Raw genomic sequence first — 18747 nt, 5'->3', positions numbered from 1 at the left:
AAGGCTGCTTTCTTTGGTGATATCCTCCGAATTACCCGGAATGATGATTTTCCTGGCGGAAAGATCTTTAAACCGGTCATTCAGCTGGTTCATCAATTATGCATCACTTTTCTGTTCCTCACTAAAATACCGCAGCAGAAAAGATTTGGTAATAGTATAATAACGTCCCTTAGCAGGAGTTAATCCCAGACCTCCTTCCTGCCACATGATCATCTTCTGATAGTTTAGGGAGTTATCCTGGTTACTCAGTTTCCAGTCTTTTTTTAAGATCTGCCGCAATTGCGTTAAATCCGTTTTAATACGGGTTCTGTTTAAAACCTGTAAGGCATCCGTGGGGCAAACATTTATTTCGTCCACTTCACAAGTTTCCATTAGACTGAAGAGCATGCTAGCCAGTTCCTTTTCCACACGATTTCGGTTATTCTGCATCAAATTTGTCAAAGCATCCGTACCTATCTCTTTAGGGCTAAACCACATCCTGGTGCTGTGTTTAGTGATCAACTGACGCTGATCCAAAAAATATAGAAATGCCGGAATTTCTGCTTTAAGATCTTCTAAAAAATGTGTTTCTTCTTTTTTTAGGCTAGGGACTTTCAGCACCCAAAAGCGTGTTTCCTCACTATCGATTTTAATGAAGTTATCTTCATTGTTACTGCAAAGAATAAACTTGCTAAAGAACTCCACCTCGCGCTTATCCTTGCCTTTAGCTTCCAGTTTATTAAAATCGGTGGTGCTTAAATATTTGATCCGTTCGGTAAGCTCTTCTTTGTTGAACAACACTTCATCAATACAGATAAGAAGTTTGTTGGCCCAATCGGCATTAAACTGGCTGCTGAAATTGTCATTGGTTAGATAGGTCAGGTTGTTATCAAAAATGGCTTTAAGCCATTTTAGAAAGGTGGTCTTACCGGTAACCCTCTCTTTGGATACTAAACATAGAATAGGTAACATCTGCAGCGGTTTCGAATATAGTAGCTGCAAATAGTCAAGCCCAAGCTCCATCTGGCTTCCGAAAATATGTTCAATGAATCGCAGTGACATTTCGGTCTTACCTTCCTGCGGGATATGCGGTAAAGGAGAATAGGTGTTGTAAAATCCGTAACAATCCTGTTTAAATTCCTTATGTCCGGGAAGGCAGGTAAAGCCATCATACTTTTTTATGGTTCCAATAAATGCCTTTCCGTGATCATTGCGAAGGGTTTCTATATTCCAGGGAACCAAAGTCTCATTAAAATTTCCGGTAGTGGTGGGTATTTGTACTATTTTATAGTAACAGGTACCCACCCTGATATAGGATATCTTTTTCATCTTCAAAAAATTTAGGATTAATACTTAATAACCTACTTCCGGTTCTTTAGCAATTTTTGATTAAACTGCTGCTCCAGGAATTCATCGGACACATCCGGCTCACCCAATAACCAGGCATCTATCTTATCCTTATCAAAAAACTTCTGACGGATGTTAGGATTATTGCCGGTTGGTATAAGCTTTAAATGGGTAAGCTTATAGATCTTGCTTTTGGAAAGTCCGGTATATTGAGCCAGATCCTCCACATTCATTACTTTTTTGGTGTGGGAAAGTAAGACTTTAATATCTTCCAATAAACCCACTACTTCTCTTTGCTCATTCATAACGATAGCATTAAAATTAAAAATGAGTAAAAGGCCTTTTACATTTTGTACAGGACAAACTTAGGAAAGTAAATACCTATAAATCAATAGGATAACACAGATAGGAAAGAAATCACGCTTTAATTACTCTTTTGCCAGGACCTGCCTGATCAATTTTCGCTGATTCCGGGAATTGATTTTTTCCTGTTCGTTTTTCCAGGCGGAAAAACTAGTCTTTAAGGTGTTTTCTTTGAGCGGTTCATGATTCATTAAAAATGAATTCATCAGCAAATTGAAAAAGCTACTTTTTCGTTCTCCGGTGAGATCCTGGATCCCTCCTACAAATAATTCATCAAACAAAACAAAGAGGACACGGTGATTGGCAGAGTCGCCGCTTTTATTCCCCATGGTAAAATTGATTTTTTCTTTAACCCGCCTTCCATTAATCAACCTAACAAATTGTTTCTGAGACTCCCGGTCGAGATTGATCAATTCGAAACGTATCCTGGACGTTTTAAGGGGTTCTACCCGGAAATCATGCCGATCTGTTTCAACATGTTTATTTGATTCGTGAAAAATGGCCAGCCAGATCAGAATCAAAAGCATGATACCAAAAAGGATCAGAAAAATGAGGGAGTTCTCAATAATAGAACGAATACCAAAGAAAAGGCTGAAGCTTAAAACAAAGACAGCGTAAGTAGATAGGATAAAAAGAATTAGGTTTAAAGGTTTCCCTTGTACTTTCTCCTCCAGGAAATAATCTATTCCTGATCTCCACCTCGCGAGTGCTTTACCGGCGTTAAGAATAAATTTTTCCATGGCAACAACTGCTTCAACCTATTAAATATAGCCAAAAGAAAAATAAAGAAAGAGATTTAATTTGTTGTACCTATGTTGTACCCACAAAAAAAAGAAAGCCACTCAATTTCTTGAATGGCTTGTCTTTACTAAGCTCCTCCTCTTGGGCTCGAACCAAGGACCCTCTGATTAACAGTCAGATGCTCTAACCAACTGAGCTAAGGAGGAATGTTTTGCTTTGAAAGCGGTTGCAAATATAAATCAATTTTTAAATGCTGTCAAAACAAATTTCAGATTTTTTTCGAAGAATTTCACTTCGATTACGAATCCTTCAGAAAGTCAATTAATTACAGATCTATAAAATTTTCAGTAATGATGAATTTTATATTTCTACAGATGATATTATATAAAAAAACAGCCCCGAAGGACTGTTTTGTATCTATAAATTCTTCCGCAGAGATTATTCAAATAACCAGCGGTAGATATCATTTCCATTTGCATAAAGCACCAGCGCTATCAATAAGAAGAAACCAGCCATCTGGGCGATTTCCATAAACTTATCATTCGGCTTTCTACCTGTAACCATTTCATACAACAGGAACATCACATGTCCTCCATCCAAGGCCGGAATTGGGAGGATATTCATAAATGCCAGGATAATTGAAAGTAAGGCTGTGGTATTCCAGAACCCAAACCAGTTCCAGTAATCCGGGAACAAACCACCAATAGCTCCAAATCCTCCAAGTTGCGTAGCTCCCTTTTTTGTAAATACATATTTGAACTGGTACACATAATCTCTCAATGTCCAATAGCCATAATCAAAACCTTTGCTTATGCTTTCACCAAGACCGTACTTATTGCGTTTTATCTCGATCTCTGAGGCTGGCCCAACACCCAGATATCCATCTTCATCTGGAGTGACCTCTGTGCTCATGATCTCACCATTTCGTTCAAAAACAACTTCAATAGCCTTTTCCTTGTTTTCAATGGAAGCAGGGGCGATTTCGTGCCAGTAACCAATTTCAACATCATTCAGGCTAATAATACTGTCTCCTTTTTTAAGACCCGCCTTTGATGCTGCATGCTCTGCAATTACCGTATCAAGTACTGCAGACTGAATTGGAACAAATGGCTGCATTACTCCTTTTTCAAACATCTGTGTCCCAATTTCTTCTGGAACCTCAATAGTTTCTTCTGAACCATCCTGATGTAATACCGTAATATTCTGAACATCTCTCATAAAAAGATGCTTATTGATATCCAGGCTATTCTGGAACTCATTTCCATTCACCTCAAGGATCCTGTCTCCATCCTCGAAACCATATTCCTTAAAATCATCGATCACTGCAAATCCATCTGGCATTTCATCTGGCCCTACGTAAGCAGATCCCCAAACGAACATGATCATCATATAAATAAGAAAACCAAGCACAAGATTTACAGTTACACCACCCAGCATGATAATTAATCGCTGCCATGCCGGCTTGCTTCTAAATTCCCAGGGTTGTGGCGGTTTGGACATTTGCTCCTTGTCCATACTCTCATCGATCATCCCCGCAATCTTCACATATCCTCCAAGCGGTAACCAACCAATTCCATAGGTGGTTTCCCCGAATTTCTTTTTAAACAACGAAAATTTCACATCAAAGAACAGGTAGAACTTTTCAACTCTGGTCTTAAATAACTTGGCCGGAATAAAATGACCTAATTCGTGGAGAACAATAAGTAGGGAAAGGCTTAATATTAATTGTATGGCTTTTACTAGAAATGGATCCATCAGCTAACTTCAAATTTTAAATCGCACAAAAGTAAGTTTTTAAAAGCTTCTAGAAAAGTTTAGTTTGATCGAGTAAGCAACCGCGAAAAATTCCGCAGAAGAAATTGGACTAATTGAGCCTCAGGCCATAACTTTGTAAAAAATTGCGCCAATGCTGAAGTTCTTTGCCCGCTATAAACCGTTCGCCATCGTACTGGCTGTTCTTTCGGTAATCATCATGTATGTTATTTATACTCTGCTAAAACCTGAGGAGCGATTACCCGTTTATCAACCCGATATGGTAAACGCTGAACTGGTTGATACTACTGTACAGTTTGTTAGAAAATATCATAAGATCGCAGATTTTAAACTCGTAAATCAAAATGGGGATACTATTACTGAAGATTTTTATGATGATAAGATCTATGTAGCCGACTTCTTTTTTACCACCTGCCTTACCATTTGCCCGATCATGACAGATCATATGATTGAGATCCAGGAAAAAATCAAAGATGATGAGGACATTTTACTTCTCTCCCATACTGTGTTTCCCGTAACAGACAGCGTTCCTGTATTAAAAGAATATGCCGTAGAAAAAGGTGTGCTCGATGAAAAATGGAACCTGGTGACCGGTGATAAAAAGCAGATCTATGATCTTGCTCGAAAATCTTACCTGGCTACTAAATCCACCGGCGATGGTGGGAAATACGATATGATTCATACCGAAAATTTCGTGCTGGTAGATAAAAAGAAACAAATTAGAGGTTTTTATGACGGTACCCAGCCAGAAGCCATAGAAGATCTTATGCACGATATCGAAATACTGAAGAAAGAGGATCGCTAATTAATTAAGGCTAATCTTTTGTATTGGACCAAATTCCATTACTTTTGCCTTGTTTAAAATCAATCTAAATAAAAATGAAGGTGACGGTTGCAAATCTTAGGCGAGGCCAACGCGGAATCATTAAAGAGTTCTCTGCAGATATGGTCCCCCTGAAATTGCTCGAAATGGGTTGCCTTCCCGGAAACGAAGTAGAACTTGTTCAAACTGCGCCATTCCATGATCCTATGTATTTAAACATAAATGGAAGTCATCTGGCCATAAGAAAAGAAACCGCTTTGCTTATAGAAATCGAATTAATAGGCTAATATGGGAAAGCAAATTAATGTTGCTTTAATAGGAAATCCCAATACTGGAAAGACCTCTGTTTTCAATCAGCTTACCGGACTCAACCAGAAGGTTGGGAATTATCCCGGGATCACCGTTGAGAAAAAGGAAGGGATCTGCAAACTTCCACGTGGATTAAAAGCTCATATTCTTGACCTTCCAGGTACTTATAGTTTAAACGCCAGTTCTGTTGATGAAAATGTCGTCATAGAACTGCTTCTCAATAAAAACGATAAAGATTATCCAGATGTTGCCGTTGTAGTAAGCGACGTGGAAAATCTTAAGCGGAATTTGCTGTTGTTCACCCAGATCAAAGACCTTGGAATTCCTACCATTCTTGCGATCAACATGGCAGACAGGATGGATCGAAAGGGGATTAGCCTGGACATAAAATTACTGGAAGAACGCTTAAAAACTAAGATCGCGCTTGTAAGTGCCCGTAAAAATATGGGGATTGATGAGCTAAAGGAATTGATCATCAATTACCGGCACATGACGGTAGATCCCTGTGTAAATGCCTCTGTTATTGATCCGGAATACTTCGGAAACTTACGCAAGACCTTTCCCAATCAATCTTTATACAAACTCTGGCTGGTTATCACCCAGGATGTTAACTTCGGAAATATAAACCGTGGTGAGATCAACCGAAGTTCAGATTTTAACACAAAATCTGTTAGTGACCTGAAGAGGCTTCAGCAAAAAGAAACAATTTTAAGATACCAGTTCATTAATGGTGTGCTGAAGGAGACTATGACCGTAGACAAGAATGCGGCTACAGATCTTCGTTCTCGTTTTGATCGTATTCTAACGCATAAGGTCTGGGGTTATGTTATTTTCTTCGGAATCTTACTTTTAATTTTCCAGGCAATCTATAGCTGGTCGAGCTATCCTATGGATATGATCGATGCCGCATTTGCTTCGCTAAGCGAATGGACGAAAAACACCCTGCCGCCGGGCTCCTTTACCAGTTTAATATCAGAAGGGATCGTTCCCGGGCTTGGAGGGATTGTTATATTTATTCCGCAGATCGCATTTTTATTCCTCTTTATTTCCATTCTGGAAGAATCGGGTTATATGAGCCGGGTAGTCTTTTTAATGGACCGGATCATGAGACGTTTTGGTCTTAGTGGGAAAAGTGTGGTGCCATTGGTTTCCGGAACAGCCTGTGCGATTCCGGCAGTAATGGCTACCAGGAATATTGAGAACTGGAAAGAAAGACTAATTACTATTCTGGTAGTTCCGTTTACTACCTGCTCCGCACGATTACCAGTTTATCTCATCATTATAGCACTCGTAATTCCTAACGAGAGTTTCTTTGGTTTCAATTACCAGGGATTAACATTGATGATACTTTATTTGCTTGGATTCGGAATGGCTATTTTTTCCTCGTGGTTACTGAATAAAATATTGAAGACCAGTACAAAATCTTACTTCGTCATAGAGATGCCTAATTATAAGCTTCCTATGGCCAAGAATGTTGCGATCAACGTGGTTGAAAAAACAAAATCTTTTGTTTTTGGCGCCGGAAAGATCATTTTAGCTATTTCTGTAATTCTATGGGTGCTGGCCAGTTACGGGCCTGGAGATGATTTTAACAATGCTGAAGAGATCGTTACCGCTCAGTATGAGAACACCGAGAATATAGAAGATGAAAGTGTAGAAGAAGCAATTGCTTCTTATAAATTGAAGAATTCCTATATAGGCATCATGGGACGCGGAATAGAGCCTGCTGTTGCTCCATTAGGTTACGACTGGAAAATTGGGATCGCGATCATAAGTTCCTTTGCTGCAAGAGAGGTTTTCGTAGGAACCCTTGCAACTATCTATAGTGTGGGAAGTGACGAAGAGGAAACTATCAAAAACCGAATGGCTGCAGAAACCAACCCTGTCCTGGGCGGTCCATTATTTACATTTGCCAGTGGTATAAGCTTGTTGCTTTTCTACGCCTTCGCGATGCAATGTATGAGCACGCTGGCTATAGTGAAACGAGAAACAAACACCTGGAAATGGCCTATTTTACAATTAGTGATCATGACTGCTTTTGCTTATGTAGTCGCACTTATTGCATTCCAGGTACTGAAATAAGAGTAAGTTTAAAATTATAAAACGACTGAATTGATATGGAAATACTTCAGGAAATACTGGTCTTAATTACTTTTTTAATAGCTCTGGGTTATGTGGTCACGCGTTTTATCTGGAAGCCTTCCTTTGTTGGAGGATCCAAAAAGAAGGATAGCACGTCTGCATGCGGAGTTTCCGGTTGTGGCTGTAGTGATTAATCACATTACTTCGGTGAGCCGAAAACTTACCATATAATCTTCCGCAGGAATCATACCGGGATTCACTGGATAAGGTTTGACATTTACCAGGCTTATCTTCAATTCTTTCGAATTAGAAAAAAGATGGTCAATCGATCGAGTACCTGAAAATTCCACACTTCCAACAAACTTCCGCTTTTCATAGACATCTACTTTTACTCGCACCTGTCCTGCCCAGATACACGTAACAATAGGATTACTGGGGCACCGGGAATCTGAAATGATCTCCCTGAATTTTATTCGGCGGTCTCCAAAATTAAGCTCATCTCCAAGGCATAATGATGCCGAGAAAATGTTTAATTCTACTTCCGGTTTTTGTTCTTTTGTTTCTGAAGTTGTAGCATTTTTATGCTTTTCAGTAGATTGAAAAGAAATGTATAATGCCATAAAAATAATGAGAAATCGCATATTGCCTTTTTAAAAAAGACGACCGGAAATAGCACCTGTTGCAAAAACACTAACCGAGACCTACGTCCAGCGTCATCATTACCATGAAACCTCCAATAAATCCAAGAGTTGAAATATCGGTAAAGTCTCCCTGCTGTGCTTCCGGCACCACCTCCTCTACCACTACAAAGATCATCGCACCCGCAGCAAAACATAAAGCATACGGTAAAATTGGTTCAAAGGTCATTACGGCCCAGGCACCAAGTACCGCTGCAAAAGGCTCGACGATCGCAGAAAGCTGACCATAATTAAAACTTTTCCATCGGCTCAATCCCTGTCTTCTTAAAGGCATGGCTACTGCAAATCCTTCAGGGAAGTTCTGCAATCCAATACCAATGGCCAATGCAACCGCACCACCAATACTGGCACCTTCAAATCCCGCGGCAACACCACCAAACAGAACACCTACGGCAAGACCTTCGGGAATATTGTGCAGGGTGATCGCCAGCGTTAATAATACAGATTTATGCCACGGAGTTTTGACCCCTTCAGCTTCACTCATTTTAAAATTTACGTGCAAATGGGGAAGTACCTTATCCAAACCAAAGATGAACAGTGCTCCCAGCCCAAATCCTACCAGCGCAGGGATGGTCTTTTCAAATCCTTCGCCGGGACTCATCTCGATTCCTGGAGCCAGCAAACTCCAGAAACTCGCTGCAACCATGACACCACCGGTAAAACCTAGCATTCCATCAAAAAATGCACGGTTCATCCCTTTAAACAGGAAAACCAGCGATGCTCCTAACGCCGTAAGCCCCCAGGTAAAAAGGGTCGCATATAATGCTGCAAGTACCGGATCCAATTGTTCGAAATAGCTAATTAATGCTTCCATTCTAAGTTGTTTTTATATATAAGTTGGTTGAGATCTGGTTTGAGATTATCAACTCATTATCGTCCATTTCGATCAACATTGATTGATCAAATTCTTCTTTTTGCTTAACCGTTACGGTCGCTCCCAGAGAAATATTATTCTTGTCCAGGTATTGTAAAAATTCTGTAGACGAATCTTTCACTCCCACACAAATCCCGGTTTCTTCAGTTTCAAGTTCAGATAGTAAGACGCGGTTAGCTACGGAAAAGTTCCCTTCTGAATCTGGAATAGGATCTCCATGTGGATCTCGCTGTGGGAATCCCAGAAACCTGTCAAGTTCTGCAGTTAGCTTTTCAGACTTTATATGCTCCAGCTGCTCTGCCACCTCATGCACCTCATCCCAATTAAAATTGAGCTTTTCCACGAGAAATACTTCCCACAGGCGATGCTTTCGAATCACTTCTATTGCGGCAGCTCTACCCACTTCACTAAGTTTTACACCCTGATATTTCCTGTAATTCACCAGGCCCTTTTCTGAAAGTCTCTTGATCATATCGGTCACCGAGGAGGCTTTGGTTTGCATGTCTTCGGCAAGTGCATTCGTACTTACCCCATTTTTATAGGAATTCTGCAGATGAAATATGGCCTTTAGATAATTCTCTTCAGATAAGCTAAACATAAATAACATTTTAATAGCACCAAAAATACATTTTTAATTTAATAAATCCGTTTTTTAGTCTCGTCTAAATATATTTTATATCTTCGTAAAAAAATTATGCGGATAATATCCTTTCTCCTCTTCGGAATTATATCCATTTCCAGTTTTTCCCAGGATTCTGAAATCACCGGAACCATTAGTTCTTCTGAAGGTACCGTGGCGTTTGCCAGTATCTATACTTCAGATGAATCTTATGGTACAAGTGCAGATGAAAATGGTGATTATAGCCTGAAGCTTCCTGCTGGTGAGTATAAGGTAATCGTAAAGTCCCAGGGATACAGGACAGTTTACAGGAATATCAAGCTCGTAAAGGGAAAAAAGATTCTTAACATCGAAATGGAAATAGATCCAAACGGACTGGACGAAATTGTAGTTACCGGGACCAGAACTGCTAAAAGACGTACAGATTCTCCAGTGATCGTAAATCTTATTGATAGTGAAACCCTGGAACAGGTCGTTGCAACAGACCTTTCTGATGGGTTGCGCTTTCAGCCGGGGCTGAGAATTGAAAAAGATTGCCAGACCTGTAATTACACCCAACTAAGAATGAATGGATTGCAAGGCGGATACTCACAGATCCTGGTGAACGGTCGTCCAATCTTTAGTCCGTTAACCGGTTTATATGGTCTGGAACAAATTCCAGTAAATATGATCGAGCGTATAGAGGTTGTTCGCGGTGGAGTTTCAGCGTTATATGGTTCCAGCGCCATTGGTGGGACAGTCAACGTAATTACCAAAATTCCGAAGAAAAATTCATACAGTCTTAGCTATACTTTCGAGAACATTGATGGCGATGCAAACCAGGATATTCTAAACGGAAACGCTACGGTAGTCTCCAAGGATTATAAAGCTGGAGCAAATTTTTTCGTTAATAGAAGAACCCGGGAATTATATGATGCGAATGGCGATAACTATTCTGAATTGCCGGAACTTAAGGACAATGCTTTTGGGGTTAATGCTTTTTATCTTCCAACTGAAGATTCCAAGATCAATTTAAGCCTGAGCAGTTTGTATGAATACCGTTATGGTGGTGAAATGGTGGAAGGCCCCGCATATCTGGCTCAACAGAGTGAAGAGCGAACTCATAATGTTCTAATGGGAAGCCTTGATTACCAGGTAAATTTTAATGACGACAAGAGTTCGGTTATCCTCTATTATGGTGGTCAATCTACAAAGCGGGATCATTATACCGGGATCATTCCAGATGACGAAATCGAAAAACAGCAGTTTTTTACCAATCCTCCTTACGGAACTTCAGAAGTGGAAACGCACCAGGGAGGTGGACAATTTAATCAGCGAATCGACAATTTTCTTGGCGGAACCACTACCCTTACTACGGGAGCAGAATTCGTATATGATGATGTGTACGATATCATCCCTTCTTACAATTACCTCATCGATCAAACGACCAGAAATTTTGGAGCATTCTTTCAAAATGACTGGGATGTCACCGAGAATCTCAATTTCCTTTCGGGTTTTAGAGTCGATAAACATAATCTGGTAGATGATGCAATTGTGAGTCCGCGTCTTTCGTTGTTGTATAAACTGAAAGAAACCACGCAGTTTAGACTGGGATGGGGAACAGGTTTCCGTGCTCCGCAGGCTTTTGACACAGATCTGCACATCGCATTTGCCGGCGGCGGAATTTCTAGAATTTCACTGGCAGAAGACCTGTTCGAAGAGCGAAGTAATAGTTTCACTGCATCTATTAATTACGATCGAGCTACCGAGCATTTTATCTGGGGTTATACCCTGGAAGGTTTTTATACAAAACTGAACGATGCCTTTTATTTATTCCCATTAGGAGAGGATCAGTTTGGTGAACGTTTTGAAAAACGTAATGGTGCGGGCGCTACTGTGAAAGGGTTAACACTGGAAACCAGGGCTAATTTTGATTACCTATTTGAACTGGAAGCAGGATTCACACTACAATCCAGCAAATTTGAAGAACCTGTTGAAAACATAGAAGGACTGGAAGCGAAAAGAGATTTTCTTCGTACACCAAACGATTATGGCTACGCAACGCTTACCTACACTCCAGGCAAACGCTTCAATGCAAGTGCTAACCTCGTTTATACAGGAGAGATGGATATTGTACATTTTGCCGGGGAAGGAACCGGACAGGATGTAGATGAATATAATATCACGCCCAGTTTTGCTGAGTTAAGCTTGCGTTTGGGTTATAACATTCCACTGGATAGAGTGAATTCCAATATGGAGATCTTTGGTGGGGTCAAAAACGTGACCAATGCTTACCAGGATGATTTTGATATCGGGAAGAACCGTGATAGTAATTACGTATACGGACCTGGGAATCCGCGTTCTGTATTCATAGGTCTCAAAATAGAATCCTTATAATATGAAGTTTTCGGTAATCCTTGCTGCTCTACTCTTTGTTCTTTCTGCGGAAACTTCAGCACAAAAGAGGTCTGAAGTAGAATGGCTCACTTTTGAACAGTTATATGATTCCCTTCTGCAGCAACCTAAAACGGTTTTTATAGACTTTTATGCCGACTGGTGTGCACCCTGCAAAAGAATGGATGAGGAAGTTTTTTCTTCCGAAGTGATTCAGAAGCGATTGAGAAAAGATTATTACGCAGTAAAATTTGATGTGGAAAGTGAGGATACTATCCGCTTTGGGGATCAGGTGTTTATAAATGAACGACTAAACCGAAGAAATCCAGTTCACCAGATCGCTCTGCTCATGGCCAGACGAAAGAACAGGCCATTTTCGCTACCGGCAATGGTATTTCTGGATGAAAATTTCAAAGCCACGGCAAGGTATTTTCAATATCTCAACAAAGAGCAGTTCCTGGAAATACTGGAGAATTAAAGTCCGCGTTCCTTCTGAATCTGTTCGTAGGCGTCCTGAACTTTTCTAAATTTCTCTTCAGCTCCTTTTTTATAGGCTTCATCCATGTCTCCTAATTTATCTGGATGGTATTTTTTCGCCATGGTTCGGTAAGCCTTTTTTACTTCAGCGTCTGTCGCAGATTTCTCGATTTCCAAAATCGTATAAGCGCTATTAGTGCTTTTAAAGAACATTGCCTTGATACTTTCAAAATCTCTGGCTCCAATTTGAAGATGACCGGCGATCTCTTTAATGATAACCGCTTCAGCTTCACTCACGCGACCATCGGCCTGGGCAATTCCGAAGAGAAAATGAATAATTTGAAGCCTGGTTGGATACTTTGTTCTTGCAGCGAGATACCTGGAAATATTATAAGCCGAAACCTGCCTGTTCTTAACTACTTCGTTGAAAGTTCGAAAAGTGGCATTCGCACGCTCTTTTCCATAAGCCTGTATAAAATACGCGCGAACATAATCAAGTTCCTGCTGGGAGACATTCCCGTCTGCCTTGATCACAATGGAACTTAAGGAAAGTAAATTAAGTTCAAAGTCTCCAGGTGAAACTGTTTGCTTTTGTCCACCAGCCATGGATTTAAACAGACCACCAGAGGTGCGTATGTAATTATCCAGCAGGGAACCTACTATAAATCCAAGAATAGCACCGGGAAACCTGAAGTACATATATCCCAGAACTGCGGCAAGCCATTTGATCATTGGGCAATTTTCTTTAGCCGCAAAGATAACATTTTAGTGTTGTAATCTATAATCAGCTTCATGAGTTCGCTATGAACAGGTCATAAACTGAACCTATTAGTACATAGTAATTTGAGATATGTAAGCTGAACTTAATTTGGTACCTTTGTGCTTCAATAAAGTTTAATAAAAAGAATTGATATATGTATCCAGCAGATTTAGTAAAACCAATGAGAGAGGATCTTACTAGTATTGGTTTTGAAGAGTTACACACAGTAGAAGATGTTGAGCAGGCTATGGAAAAGAAGGGAACTACTCTGGTAGTAGTGAATTCTGTTTGTGGTTGTGCAGCAGCGAACGCAAGACCGGGAGCTAGAATGTCTTTACAGAATAGCAAAAAACCAGATAATCTGGTAACTGTTTTTGCAGGTGTAGATAAAGAAGCAACAGATAAAGCGAGAGATCTTATGGTACCATTCCCTCCTTCTTCGCCATCTATGGCATTGTTCAAGGACGGTGAATTAGTACACATGCTAGAGCGTCACCATATTGAAGGTCGCCCTGCAGATATGATCGCTGAAAATCTTATTGGAGCTTATAACGAGTTCTGCTAAGAATCACCTCATATAATTTAAGACCACGCAGTTTCCGGCGTGGTTTTTTTATACCTCAGTTCTAGATTTCGCTATTTTTGGTATTTTTATAGCCTATGGAAAAAATTCTTGCTTACCCGCTTACGGTAATTTTCTATTTCTTCTTTTTTCTGAATTTACTCCTTTTTCATCCTATCCAGTGGGTATGCCTGAAACTTGGAGGATATGAAGCACATAAAAAAAGCGTGGATATCTTCAATCTTTTCCTCTTACGTTGCCTGAATCTTCTGGGAACTACTTTCGATATTCAGAAACCTGCAAATATACCAACAGTTCGCACAGTGATCTTTGTTTCCAACCACCAGGGAATGTATGATATTCCACCACTTATCTGGTATTTTAGAAAACATCATCCAAAATTCGTTAGTAAAAAAGAATTAGGTCACGGTATTCCAAGTATTTCCTTCAATTTAAGACATGGCGGTTCAGTACTAATAGATCGCAAGAACAGAAGAGAATCGCTGCAAAAAATGTCGGCATTTGGAGATTATCTAAAAACTACAAAACGATCTGCTGTTATATTTCCTGAAGGAACGCGTAGTAGAACTGGAGAACCCAAGGAATTTCGAAGAAACGGGATGTTGATGCTTTTCAAAAAGAATCCGGAAGCACTCGTAGTTCCAATTACCATCAATAATTCCTGGAAACTTTTCAAATACGGAAATTTCCCGATGGGGATTGGCGTAAATATGACCTTAAAAGCACATGACCCAATAGAAATATCCTCTATGGATGCTGAAAGTCTTATTGCCAAAATTGAAAGAACCATTATTGCAGATATTAAATGATTATGACCGAAGAATTGCTGATCGAGCATACGATCGCTTATGTGAAGGAAACATTGCAAAATGCTGAAGGTGGTCACGACTGGTTTCATATTGAAAGAGTTTATAAGAATAGTCTGAATATTGCAGCTTCAGAAGAAGCAAATCTTCTTGTCGTGAAATTAGGTGCATTACTTCATGATATTGCCGACTCTAAATTTCATGGTGGAGATGATACCGTTGGCCCGGCGAAGGCAAGAGATTTCTTAGAAACTCAAAAGGTTTCAGAAGCTATCATAGATCACGTCGTGAAGATCATAGAGAATATTTCTTTTAAAGGCGGAAATGTTCAACAGCAATTTCGATCTATCGAACTTGATATCGTTCAGGATGCCGACAGGCTGGATGCACTTGGAGCTATTGGGATCGCCAGAACTTTCAATTATGGTGGCTTTAAGAACAGACCACTTTACGATCCGGAGATCAAACCTAACCTGAATATGAGCAAGGAAGAATATAAGGCTTCCCTGGCTCCTACCATCAATCATTTTTATGAGAAACTTCTCTTGCTTAAAGAGCGTATGAATACGGCTACCGGTAGAAAGATCGCTGAACAGCGTCACGCTTTTATGAAAGTTTTTCTTGACCAGTTTTATGCTGAATGGGATGGTAAAAAATAAAGGCCGACACATTCCTGTATCGACCTCTAATAAATCAATTTCCGCAAGTATTAACCCTTTAACGGACTAACTTCTTTATCTTTTAGATGTTCCGCAAAGAAGCCCATCATGGCTTTGTAAAGATCGAGTCGGTTTTCTTCCTTCCCAAAACCGTGGCCTTCATCATACTTTACCATATAAGGCACTTCCACTCCGCGTGCTCTCAAGCTTTCCACGATCTGGTCTGCTTCATCGATATTCACCCGTGGATCATTTGCACCCTGCACTACGAACAGTGGCCTTTTGATTTTATCCACATGCAGGGCAGGTGAAATTTCATTCATGATAGCCTGTTCTTCAGGATTGTCTGGATTATACCAGATCTTGTACATGATCTCCCTGTATTTTTCCCAGTATGGCGGGATGGTTTGCATGAATGTGTTTAGATTGCTTACTCCCACATAATCCACACCACAGGCGTATTTCTCAGGAGTTTTGGTCATTCCGCGAAGCACCGCATAACCACCATGACTTCCACCGTAAATAGCAACTTTGTCTTTATCTACCCACCCCTGATCGATCACGAAGTCTATTCCATCTTCGACATCATCCATTGCTTTACGGCCTATTTCGCCAAACCCAGCTTTTAAAAATTCTTTTCCGTACCCACCCGAAATTCTAAAATTCACATGAAGGGTAGCATAACCACGACTGGTGAAAAGCTGAGCTTCAGGATTAAAACCCCAGGAATCTCTAATTCCCTGCGGGCCGCCATGAGGATTCACTATAAGTGGTAATTTCTGTCCCGCTTTATAGTCTTGCGGAAGCGTGATATATCCATAAATGGTTTTGCCATCCCGGCTTTCAAAAGTGATCGGCTTCATAGAGGCCATATCCTCCGGCTTTAATTGCGGTAATAACTTATATAGCAAAGTTACTTCGTCTTGCTCCACATCGTACAGGTAATACTCGCCAACGATCTTATCGCTGGTCACAGCGATCATATATTTACTTTCATCATCTGTTCTGCCAGCTGTATAGAATTGTTTGTCTCCAAACTCCTTTTTTAGTCTTACGTAGATTTTTTTATAGGTTTCACTTACAGGAACCACTACGGTTTTTTCACCGGTGTAGCTGAAGTAGTCAATTTCGTAATCACGCTTTCTCGACAGCGTCAACCCTGAAACGTCAAATGTTTCATTACTGAATATGGTTTCTATCTTCTTATTCTGCTTAAGATCATATATCTGTATTTCGGTCCTATCACCATCCAGATTGGAAACTACATAAGCAAGATCTGGATTTTCAGAATCTACATTAAATGAAGAAATACTGAAGGCATCACTAAAATCTGTATATTTTAACTGCTTGAATTCACCATCGATCTTATATAGTAATTCAGTATTAACCCCGTCCTTGATTTTTGTAATTGCACGAAGATTTCCTTTACTGTCAAAGTTGTAACCTGCTACTGGATCATCACCTTCTTTTACTGTGTAAAGTTTTGTGATCTCTCCATTATTCACATTCAATAGATAAGGCTCTTCCTGCTGCAAGTTGTCTTTATTCATCTGGATGATCATATGATCTTTATCTTCTTTTAAAGAAGATAAGATGTTGGCACGCACCCCATCATACGGAGTAAGGTCTACATCATTTGCTCCGGAAATATCCACCCCATAAACATGGTAATTTTCATCGCCTCCTTTGTCCTGCATATAGACAATACGATCTTTACTCGCCCAGGCGAACCCACGAATAAGGTCCTCTTCCTGTTTTTTAAGCAATGTTTCTTTTTCTGAAGCAACTTCTTTCAGGTATAAATCCCGTTCTCCTGAAGCTCTTCGTTTCATATATCCAATGTATTTTCCATCTGGAGATAATTTAAATGAGAATGCTTCCGGAGTTTTGAAGTAGTCTTCGACTGAATATTTGTAGTTCCCAGATTCCAGGGCGGCCAGTCTGGCTAGCTCTTCCTTGCCTGATGGTAATGTGGTATTTCCTGGTTTTTCTTTCACGATCTTATATAATTTTCGCGGGTATTCCTGCCCGGATTAGTATTTATTCCCTACATCGTTTTAATTTTCAATGTTCCCACAAAGCTTATTTTCAACCTTGATGAAATGATGCCTGGAATGTCTTCCTGCAAAATTACCGAATCAAGTTCGGAAGGCCTGTAGTACTAATAAAACATTAGGATTTTGACCTACAGAATCTGGTAGCAGAGTAGATCAATTCTTGATTTTGAGAAATTATCTTATCTCCTGGCAGTCCGGACAGAAATAGGTGCTCCTTCCTCCTATTTTTATCATTTCGATCTTAGCCTTCCCATTCGGACAGTCACCACCTGCTTCCCGATGATTTCTAAGATACGAATCGGGGATCTGCTCGCCCTCGGTTTTACTCTTGGTCACCGTTTCAAGGATGATGTTCATATTTTTGAACAAAGCCTCGAGATCTTTCTTTTTGAGGTTTTCAGTTTTTGATTTTGGATGAATTCCCGTTTGGTAAAGCATCTCATCTACGTACAAATTCCCCAGACCCGCAATAAAAGCCTGGTCCATCAATGCAGTTTTTACATTGCCTTTTTTGTTGCTGAAAAGCTCGATGAATTCTTCTTCTGAAACTTCAGTCGCATGCGGTCCCAGTTTCTTCTCTTTTCTGAAGTTTTCTATGTCATCAGTAAGAAATAGTTTCCCGAATTTCCGCGGACAAATAAAAGACAGTTTACCTCCGTTGTCGAAAGTAAGTGTTAGCTGCGCATGTTTATGAACATCATCATGCTGGAAGAATTCCATTCTACCCGTCATTCCGAAGTGAACTACCAGAAAACCGTGCTCTTCAAGTTCCAGAAAAAGATATTTACCAATTTGAGAAACCGCCTTGATCTCGTTTCCTTCAAGTCTGTCCTTGAATTCTTTTTTAGGTGACTGGAAGATCTTATCTGTTCCCATATCCACCTTTACAATCTTCTGATGAAGACTGGTGGAATCAATATATAATTTCTGATAGGCGACTTCTGGTAATTCTGGCATAGCTTCTTGTTTTCAAGTTAGTACAAATAGAAATTTCAGAAAAATTAAAAAAGCTTCGTTTGCCCATCCTTGTATTCCTCATGCAACTTACAGTTAAGACTGGGCTTTTCACGATCCTGAAGATACATTTTTCGAGCAATTTTAAACTGCTGCTTTACCTGCTCCGAGAACTGGCCTTCGCCTTTCATTCGGGTGCCAAACCTGCAGATGAGCAAGGAAGAATATACAGCTTCGAAGCTCCAACTATCAACCACTTTTATGAAAAACTGTTGTTGCTGAAGGACCGAATGAACACCGAAACAGGAAAAAAAATTTGCTGAAAATCGCCATCGTTTTATGGAAGACTATCTTCAGCAATTCTATAAGGAGTGGAATGGAGAAGTTTAAAACCTTTATCTATCATTAAAGGTTGGGAAGTAAGGTAGATGTTTAAACTCCTCTTCTCCAAATCCCTTTAATTTAGCAAC

The 18747-nt window shown here is 40.0% G+C and carries 19 protein-coding genes, 1 tRNA gene and 1 pseudogene; 10 read left to right on the top strand and 11 right to left on the bottom strand.

The genetic code is table 11. The features are described from left to right. Positions 1 to 96 precede the first annotated feature (96 nt). The 5 genes from T8I65_RS01175 to rseP form a co-directional block, all read right to left on the bottom strand. Positions 97 to 1308: a primase-helicase family protein gene (locus T8I65_RS01175; RefSeq protein WP_322301684.1), complete on the bottom strand. Its 1212-nt coding sequence runs from the start codon at positions 1306 to 1308 to the stop codon at positions 97 to 99. A gap of 32 nt (positions 1309 to 1340) precedes the next feature. Continuing rightward, positions 1341 to 1631: a helix-turn-helix transcriptional regulator gene (locus T8I65_RS01170; protein ID WP_051119612.1), complete on the bottom strand. Its 291-nt coding sequence runs from the start codon at positions 1629 to 1631 to the stop codon at positions 1341 to 1343. A 123-nt stretch (positions 1632 to 1754) separates the two neighbouring features. Then, positions 1755 to 2429: a hypothetical protein gene (locus T8I65_RS01165; RefSeq protein WP_322301683.1), complete on the bottom strand. Its 675-nt coding sequence runs from the start codon at positions 2427 to 2429 to the stop codon at positions 1755 to 1757. Between the two features lie 133 nt (positions 2430 to 2562). After that, a tRNA-Asn gene (locus tag T8I65_RS01160) sits at positions 2563 to 2636 on the bottom strand. Between the two features lie 232 nt (positions 2637 to 2868). Next, positions 2869 to 4185, bottom strand: a complete 1317-nt coding sequence (gene rseP / locus T8I65_RS01155) for an RIP metalloprotease RseP (protein WP_322301682.1) — start codon at positions 4183 to 4185, stop codon at positions 2869 to 2871. A gap of 151 nt (positions 4186 to 4336) precedes the next feature. On the opposite strand from rseP, the gene T8I65_RS01150 reads away from it, so the two are divergent. The 4 genes from T8I65_RS01150 (at position 4337) to T8I65_RS01135 (ending at position 7611) form a co-directional block, all read left to right on the top strand. Beyond that, positions 4337 to 5008 (top strand): SCO family protein, encoded by a 672-nt coding sequence (locus T8I65_RS01150; protein WP_322301681.1) that lies wholly within the window; start codon positions 4337 to 4339, stop codon positions 5006 to 5008. A gap of 74 nt (positions 5009 to 5082) precedes the next feature. Next, a complete protein-coding gene (locus T8I65_RS01145; protein ID WP_026914792.1) occupies positions 5083 to 5313 on the top strand; it encodes a FeoA family protein in 231 nt (76 codons plus the stop codon). Position 5314: 1 nt separating this feature from the next. Further along, positions 5315 to 7417, top strand: coding sequence for a ferrous iron transport protein B (gene feoB / locus T8I65_RS01140; protein ID WP_322301680.1), 2103 nt, complete (start codon positions 5315 to 5317; stop codon positions 7415 to 7417). Positions 7418 to 7452: 35 nt separating this feature from the next. After that, positions 7453 to 7611, top strand: a complete 159-nt coding sequence (locus T8I65_RS01135) for a hypothetical protein (RefSeq protein ID WP_322301679.1) — start codon at positions 7453 to 7455, stop codon at positions 7609 to 7611. On the opposite strand, the gene T8I65_RS01130 is transcribed toward T8I65_RS01135, so the two are convergent. From T8I65_RS01130 to T8I65_RS01120, 3 genes are read right to left on the bottom strand one after another with little or no spacing between them, the layout of a single operon-like run. After that, positions 7612 to 8058 carry a hypothetical protein gene (locus T8I65_RS01130; protein WP_322301678.1) on the bottom strand — a complete coding sequence of 149 codons (447 nt, stop codon included), beginning with the start codon at positions 8056 to 8058 and terminating at the stop codon, positions 7612 to 7614. Between the two features lie 49 nt (positions 8059 to 8107). Beyond that, the gene (locus T8I65_RS01125) at positions 8108 to 8929 is read right to left on the bottom strand and encodes a ZIP family metal transporter (protein WP_295180601.1); all 822 of its coding nucleotides are present in this window, start codon (positions 8927 to 8929) and stop codon (positions 8108 to 8110) included. Between the two features lies 1 nt (position 8930). Continuing rightward, positions 8931 to 9587, bottom strand: coding sequence for a metal-dependent transcriptional regulator (locus T8I65_RS01120; RefSeq protein WP_322301677.1), 657 nt, complete (start codon positions 9585 to 9587; stop codon positions 8931 to 8933). A 96-nt stretch (positions 9588 to 9683) separates the two neighbouring features. Between T8I65_RS01120 and T8I65_RS01115 the strand changes: the two genes are divergently transcribed. Both T8I65_RS01115 and T8I65_RS01110 read left to right on the top strand, forming a co-directional pair. Continuing rightward, positions 9684 to 11984, top strand: a complete 2301-nt coding sequence (locus T8I65_RS01115; protein WP_322301676.1) for a TonB-dependent receptor — start codon at positions 9684 to 9686, stop codon at positions 11982 to 11984. A gap of 1 nt (position 11985) precedes the next feature. Beyond that, positions 11986 to 12459, top strand: a complete 474-nt coding sequence (locus T8I65_RS01110) for a thioredoxin family protein (RefSeq protein ID WP_322301675.1) — start codon at positions 11986 to 11988, stop codon at positions 12457 to 12459. On the opposite strand, the gene T8I65_RS01105 is transcribed toward T8I65_RS01110, so the two are convergent. Further along, positions 12456 to 13190, bottom strand: a complete 735-nt coding sequence (locus tag T8I65_RS01105) for a TerB family tellurite resistance protein (protein WP_141876507.1) — start codon at positions 13188 to 13190, stop codon at positions 12456 to 12458. The genes T8I65_RS01110 and T8I65_RS01105 overlap by 4 nt on opposite strands. A 182-nt stretch (positions 13191 to 13372) precedes the next feature. Here T8I65_RS01105 and T8I65_RS01100 point away from each other — a divergent pair, with 182 nt between their 5' ends. From T8I65_RS01100 to T8I65_RS01090, 3 genes are all read left to right on the top strand, one after another. Continuing rightward, positions 13373 to 13783: a BrxA/BrxB family bacilliredoxin gene (locus T8I65_RS01100; protein WP_141876506.1), complete on the top strand. Its 411-nt coding sequence runs from the start codon at positions 13373 to 13375 to the stop codon at positions 13781 to 13783. 95 nt (positions 13784 to 13878) lie between these two features. Continuing rightward, positions 13879 to 14610 carry a lysophospholipid acyltransferase family protein gene (locus tag T8I65_RS01095; protein WP_322301674.1) on the top strand — a complete coding sequence of 244 codons (732 nt, stop codon included), beginning with the start codon at positions 13879 to 13881 and terminating at the stop codon, positions 14608 to 14610. Positions 14611 to 14612: 2 nt separating this feature from the next. Then, on the top strand, positions 14613 to 15266 hold the full coding sequence (locus tag T8I65_RS01090) for an HD domain-containing protein (RefSeq protein ID WP_322301673.1): 654 nt from the start codon (positions 14613 to 14615) through the stop codon (positions 15264 to 15266). A gap of 50 nt (positions 15267 to 15316) precedes the next feature. Here the strand turns inward: T8I65_RS01090 and T8I65_RS01085 are convergent, their stop codons facing one another. Next, positions 15317 to 17263, bottom strand: coding sequence for a S9 family peptidase (locus T8I65_RS01085; RefSeq protein ID WP_322301672.1), 1947 nt, complete (start codon positions 17261 to 17263; stop codon positions 15317 to 15319). Between the two features lie 234 nt (positions 17264 to 17497). Further along, positions 17498 to 18280, bottom strand: coding sequence for an Fpg/Nei family DNA glycosylase (locus tag T8I65_RS01080; protein ID WP_322301671.1), 783 nt, complete (start codon positions 18278 to 18280; stop codon positions 17498 to 17500). A 195-nt stretch (positions 18281 to 18475) separates the two neighbouring features. On the opposite strand from T8I65_RS01080, the pseudogene T8I65_RS01075 reads away from it, so the two are divergent. After that, positions 18476 to 18667, top strand: a pseudogene (locus tag T8I65_RS01075) (HD domain-containing protein); the annotation flags it as partial. Positions 18668 to 18747: the final 80 nt, after the last annotated feature.

The sequence above is a fragment of the Christiangramia sp. OXR-203 genome (assembly GCF_034372165.1).
Classification (GTDB): domain Bacteria; phylum Bacteroidota; class Bacteroidia; order Flavobacteriales; family Flavobacteriaceae; genus Christiangramia.
The sequence above is the reverse complement of the archived record's forward strand: the minus strand, read 5'-3'. Positions and strand labels throughout refer to the sequence as shown.